4 protein-coding genes are annotated in these 5,467 nt (G+C 73.5%); all 4 read right to left on the bottom strand.

The window, feature by feature from the left end:
- Positions 1–49 precede the first annotated feature (49 nt).
- The 4 genes from RZ84_RS28160 to RZ84_RS28145 all read right to left on the bottom strand — a co-directional run bounded on the left by RZ84_RS28160 (position 50) and on the right by RZ84_RS28145 (position 5,327).
- The gene (locus RZ84_RS28160; RefSeq protein WP_043266890.1) at positions 50–2,107 is read right to left on the bottom strand and encodes a phosphocholine-specific phospholipase C; all 2,058 of its coding nucleotides are present in this window, start codon (positions 2,105–2,107) and stop codon (positions 50–52) included.
- A 244-nt stretch (positions 2,108–2,351) separates the two neighbouring features.
- Positions 2,352–3,647, bottom strand: coding sequence for an MFS transporter (locus tag RZ84_RS28155; protein ID WP_043266888.1), 1,296 nt, complete (start codon positions 3,645–3,647; stop codon positions 2,352–2,354).
- On the bottom strand, positions 3,644–4,690 hold the full coding sequence (locus RZ84_RS28150; RefSeq protein WP_241777886.1) for a PLP-dependent cysteine synthase family protein: 1,047 nt from the start codon (positions 4,688–4,690) through the stop codon (positions 3,644–3,646). Before RZ84_RS28150 ends, RZ84_RS28155 begins: the two co-directional genes overlap by 4 nt.
- Positions 4,691–4,892: 202 nt before the next feature.
- Complete coding sequence (locus tag RZ84_RS28145; protein WP_043266886.1) at positions 4,893–5,327, bottom strand: hypothetical protein; 435 nt, start codon at positions 5,325–5,327, stop codon at positions 4,893–4,895.
- Between the last annotated feature and the right edge of the window lie 140 nt (positions 5,328–5,467).

Below are 5,467 nucleotides of genomic sequence, written 5' to 3'. Positions count from 1 at the left end.
GCCCCCCCGCCGGTCTCGGCGGGGGCCCGGGCGCGGGGCGGGGCCGGGGTCAGCCGGTGATCAGGGCCGGGTCGCTGACGCCCGGCTTGCCGGTCTCGACGTGGCCGGCGAACCGGCGCAGGAAGCCGGCGTCGGTGTCGGCGGTGACCGTGAGGTCGTACCAGCGCTTGCCGGCGCTCAGGTCGACGGACCGGGTGACGGTGCCGCCGGGGTCGACCCGGACGGTCTGCTTCCGGCCGCCGTACGCGTCGGCGATGGTGAGGTGGCAGGGGGCGGTACCCGGGTTCGTCAGGGACAGCTCGACGTTGCCGGAGGCGGCGTTGTGGCGGGCGGTCACCTCGGGGGTCTTCTTCTTGCCGGGGCCCTTGAAGACCCGCAGGAAGCCGTTCGGGCCGTACACCGTCAGGTCGTAACTGCCCTTGGAGTAGGCCGTGTTCCAGGTGTCGGAGATCTTCTTGCCGGCCTCGGTGGTGTAGGTCCAGGGGCCGTCGGTGCGGTTGCCGGCGGCGACCAGGAAGCAGGCGCCGGCCGCGCTGCCGCCGCTGAAGGTGAGCGTGAAGCGGCCGTTGGCGGGGTCCGCGGCGCCGTCCGCCAGCGGGACGTAGTGCAGCGGGCGGCTGGGCCGGGAGCCGTGCTCCTGCTTGGGCAGGACGGGGTTGGCGGGCGGCTTGGGGACGTAGCTGTCGTGCCGCTTGTTGTCCGGCGGCTGGAATCCCTTGGTGTCGGGGAGCGAGGCCGGCTTGGTGTTCTCCAGGGAGAAGTCGAACGCCGAGGTGAGGTCGCCGCATATGGCGCGCCGCCAGGGCGTGATGTTGGGCTCGTGGACGCCGAAGCGGCGCTCCATGAACCGGACGATGGAGGTGTGGTCGAAGACCTCGGAGCAGACGTAGCCGCCGGTGCTCCAGGGGGAGACGACGAGCATCGGGACGCGCTGGCCCAGGCCGTAGGGGCCGGCGGCGTAGGTGGCGTTGCCGGGGAAGTTGTCGAGCTTGACGTCGGCGGTGGACAGGCCCTGGGCGCTGGAGTCGGGGGAGAACGGCGGGACGACGTGGTCGAAGTAGCCGTCGTTCTCGTCGTAGGTGATGAACAGCGCGGTCCTGCTCCACACCTCGGGGTTGGAGGTGAGGGCGTCCAGCACCTGGGAGACGTACCAGGCGCCGTAGTTCGCGGGCCAGTTGGGGTGCTCGGAGAAGGCTTCGGGGGCGACGATCCAGGAGATCTGGGGCAGTTTGCCGGCCTTGACGTCGGCCTTGAGTTGGTCGAAGTAGCCGTCGCCCTTCTTGGCGTCGGTGCCGGTGCGGGCCTTGTCGTAGAGCGGGTCGCCGGGCTTGGCGTTGCGGTACTGGTTGAAGAAGAGCAGCGAGTTGTCGCCGAAGTTGCCGCGGTAGGCGTCCTCGATCCAGCCCCACTTGCCGTTCGCGTCCAGGCCGTCGCCGATGTCCTGGTAGATCTTCCAGGAGACCCCCGCCTTCTCCAGGCGCTCCGGGTAGGTGGTCCAGCTGTAGCCGGCCTCCTCGTTGCCGACGACCGGGCCGCCGCCGGAGCCGTCGTTGCCGACGTAGCCGGAGAACATGTAGTAGCGGTTGGGGTCGGTGGAGCTCATCAGCGAGCAGTGGTACGCGTCGCAGACGGTGAACGCGTCGGCGAGCGCGTAGTGGAACGGGATGTCCTTACGGGTGAGGTGCGCCATGGTCCCGGTGCCCTTGGCGGGGATCCACTGGTCGTACTTGCCCTTGTTCCATGCCTGGTGGCCGCCGTGCCAGTCGTGGTTGAGGCCCTCGATGAACTGCATGCCGAGGTTCTTGGCGTCGGGGTGGTACGGGAGCACGTCCTTGGTGCCGTCGGACTGGTGCCAGACGGACTTGCCGTTCTGCAGGGTGACCGGGCGCGGGTCGCCGAAGCCGCGGACGCCCCGCAGCGAGCCGAAGTAGTGGTCGAAGGAACGGTTCTCCTGCATGAGGACGACGATGTGCTCGACGTCCTTGATGGAACCGGAGGTGCGCTTGGCGGGGATCGACGCGGCGCGGGCGATGCTGCTGGACAGCGCCGAGACGCCCGCGGTGGCGCCCGCGATCTGGAGGAAGCGCCGGCGGTTGATATCAGGCATGTGTTGGGGACCTCGCGGTGGGGGGGATGACGGGGGTTCAGGACGGACGGGTGGTGCGGATACGGCCCTGGGGGAAACCGCGGTCAGCAGTGTTCCAAGAGGAACCAGTGTCCGGGAAGGGGGGGTGTCGTGGAGGTGACCCGGCGCGGTACGCACCGCGAACTCCCCGGCGGGCCGCGGGGCGGGCCGGCCCGGTGCGGGACGGCGGCCACCCCCGGGGTGCGGGGGTGGCTGCGCGGGTCCCTCAGTTCATCGCCACCTCCGGTCCGCCGGCCGGGGCGAGCCGGCCGGTGCGGTGCAGTGCCCGGAGCGCCGCGGCGCAGGTCAGGCCCAGCAGCAGGAGGGCCGTCCAGGGCAGGGCGGGCAGTCCGGCGGCCCGCGCGGCGTCCAGCGCGGCGCCGGTGAGCAGGTTGCCGAGGGTGATGCCGATACCGCAGACGGTGTTGTAGAGCCCGTAGTGGGTGGCGACCAGGCGGTCGCCGCAGAGCCGGACGATGGTGTCCATCTCGAAGGGGTAGGCGGTCATCGTGCCGACGGCGAGCAGCAGCGCGGTCAGCGCCGGCGGCAGCGCGGCGAGCAGCCAACGGGCCGGGCCCCCGGCCGGCACCGGCAGCGCGGTGGCCGCGAGCAGCGGAAGGAACGCCAGGCCCATGATCACCAGCCCCGTGGCGAGCGCGCGCCCGGGCGCCATCCGGGCCTTGCACCAGGCGGTCACCCGGGTCTGGCCCAGGATCGTGCTCAGCCCCGAGACGGCGAACAGCAGCGCCACCGCCGCCGTTCCGGAACGCCCCTCACCGCCCAGGCGCTTCACCTCCAGCGGCAGCGCCAGGTAGACCTGGAAGGACAGCACGTACGACCCGATCATGGCGCCGGAGAACAGCAGGAACGGCCGGTTGGTGAGCACCTCGCGCCACTGCGCGAGCAGCCCCGCCCGGTCCCCCGCCGCACCGGGCACGCCGGCGGTGCCGCCACGGGCCGGCAGGGCGCGCAACTGGACGAGGCTGAGCAGCGCGAAGATCCCGGCCGCCACGAGGCAGGTGAGCCGGAAGCCGACGCCGGTCAGCGCCATCCCGACGACCGGGCCGAGCAGGATGCCCGCCTGGTAGAAGACGTTGAACAGCGCGAACGCCTCCAGCCGGCGCTCCCCCGCCTCGGCCGCCAGGTACGCCCGGACCGCCGGGTTGAACAGCGCCCCGGCCAGGCCGGTGGCCGCGGACGCGGCCAGCAGCGCGGGCAGCGCGTCGACCAGTCCGAGCGCGGCGAAGCCCGCCGTGCGCAGCAGGCAGCCGGCCACGATCAGCGGTTTGCAGCCGAGCCGGTCGGCGAGTGCGCCGCCGACCAGGAACATCCCCTGCTGGCTGAAGTTGCGGACGCCGAGCACCAGCCCGACCAGCCAGCCGGCCAGGCCCAGCGTCCCGGACAGATGCGCGGCCAGGTACGGCATCAGCATGTAGAAGCCGAGGTTGATGGTGAACTGATTGGCCATCAGCAATTGCACGCTGCGCTCGTAGGAGCGGACCTGGGCGAGGGTGCCTTTCACCGGGACGCCACCTCCGCCGGGCCCAGCGGGTCGGCGACCCGCTCGCAGCGGCTCCAGCGGGTGACCTCCCGCTCTCCCGTGTGGCGCAGGGTTTCCGGGGCGTCCGGCGGCGGAGCGCCGAGCAGTCCGTGGGCGGCGCAGTACGCGTCGTCGTAGACGGTGCTCAGATAGCGCTGCGGCCCGTCCGGGAAGACCGCCGCGATACGGGTGCCGGGCGGCAGGGTGCGGCTGAGCCAGCCGGCGACCAGCGCGACCGCGCCGACGCTCCAGCCGCCGGTGGCGTAGTGCGAGGCCGCCAGCTGCCGGCAGGTCCACACCGCTTCGGCGGGGGCGACCCAGTGCACCTCGCTGAACTGCTCGTAGGCGACGTTGCGCGGGTGGATGCTCGATCCCAGTCCGCGCATCAGGCGGGGGCGGGCGGGCTGGCCGAAGATGGTCGAGCCGATGGTGTCGACGCCGACCAGCCGCAGCTCCGGGTAGAGCTGGCGCAGCACCCGGGACGCACCGGCGGAGTGGCCGCCGGTGCCGACGCTGCACACCAGGACGTCGATGTGCACCAGCTGGGCGGCGAGTTCGAGGGCCAGCGGCAGATAGGCGGTGGTGTTGTCGGGGTTGTGGTACTGGTCCGGGCACCACGATCCCGGGTACCGGCCGAGCAGTTCGGCGACCCGATCGCGGCGGGCCTGCTGCCAGCCGCCGTCGGGGTGCGGCTCGGGGACCGGGTCGACGTCGGCGCCGTAGGCGGTCAGCAGCCGGGTCATTGCCGGTTCCAGCCCGGGGTCGGTGACCAGGGTGACGGGGTGTCCGTACACCATCCCGGCGAGCGCCAGGCCCAGGCCCAGGGTGCCGCTGGTGGACTCCACGATCCGGGCGCCGGGCCGCACCTCGCCCCGGGCGCGGGCGCGTTCGACCATGTGGAGCGCCGGGCGGTCCTTGATGCCGCCCGGGTTGCTGCCTTCCAGTTTCGCCCAGAAGCCGCGGCCGGGCGGGGTGAGCGGTGCGGAGACGTACAGCACGGGCGTGTTGCCGACGAGCCCGGACACGGCGGACGCCGGGGCCGGGGCGAGTGGAGCGGCGGGGCCGTGGATACCGGGTCCGGCCGCGGGGACGGGGAGGGGACGGGCGGGAAGCGCGGGAAGTACCGGTGGAGACTGCATGATTCGCTCTCGTCAGGTGTTCCGGGTACGGACGGTGGGGCGCGTCGGGCGGCCGGCCGGCGGTGGCGGCGGGCCGCGGCGGCGACTCCTATATCCGGCACCGGCAGAGGGCGGCGAGGGTCGGCCGGCCGCCGCGGGGCGGCCCGTGGCGCGCGGCGCGGCCGGACGCGGCGGGACGGCGGGCGGCGGCGGAACGCACCGCGGTCCCGAGGGCGGCGGGCGCGGCGCCCGGCGCGTCGGCGACGGTGCGCCGGCCCGCGGCGGAGCGGGCCGGCGGGATGCGTCCGGCCGCGTCGGGCGGGCAGTCGGTGCCGTCGGAGCGGCGACCGTCCGCCGCGGTGCCGGCGACGGCCGCCGCGGTCACCGGGCCGCCGGTGCGGTGGTGGTGCGGGACGTCGGCGGGGCAGGGCACGGCGGCGGCCGACAGCAGCCCGCCGAGCAGCAGAGGCACGGCCAGCCGGCGCAGCAGGGTGCGGGCGGCGGTGGCACGGAACGGGAGGCGGAGGGAGGTGCGTCGGGGCACAGGGTCTCCGTACACAGGGCGTGCGGAAGCAGCAGGAGGACGTGCGAAACCGGAACTCGGCCGGAAACGGACGGAGTTCTACACCTGCTGGACGACGGAGCCCGTGGTGCCGGACGGGGGTGGCAGGGCGAACGCGCGGG

The organism is Streptomyces sp. CT34 (assembly GCF_000805335.1).
Classification (GTDB): domain Bacteria; phylum Actinomycetota; class Actinomycetes; order Streptomycetales; family Streptomycetaceae; genus Streptomyces.
The sequence above is the reverse complement of the archived record's forward strand: the minus strand, read 5'-3'. Positions and strand labels throughout refer to the sequence as shown.

Bases quoted from the DNA above. Each gene is read 5' to 3' on its own strand.
- RZ84_RS28160 (WP_043266890.1), bottom strand. From the start codon at position 2,107: ATGCCTGATATCAACCGCCGGCGCTTCCTCCAGATCGCGGGCGCCACC.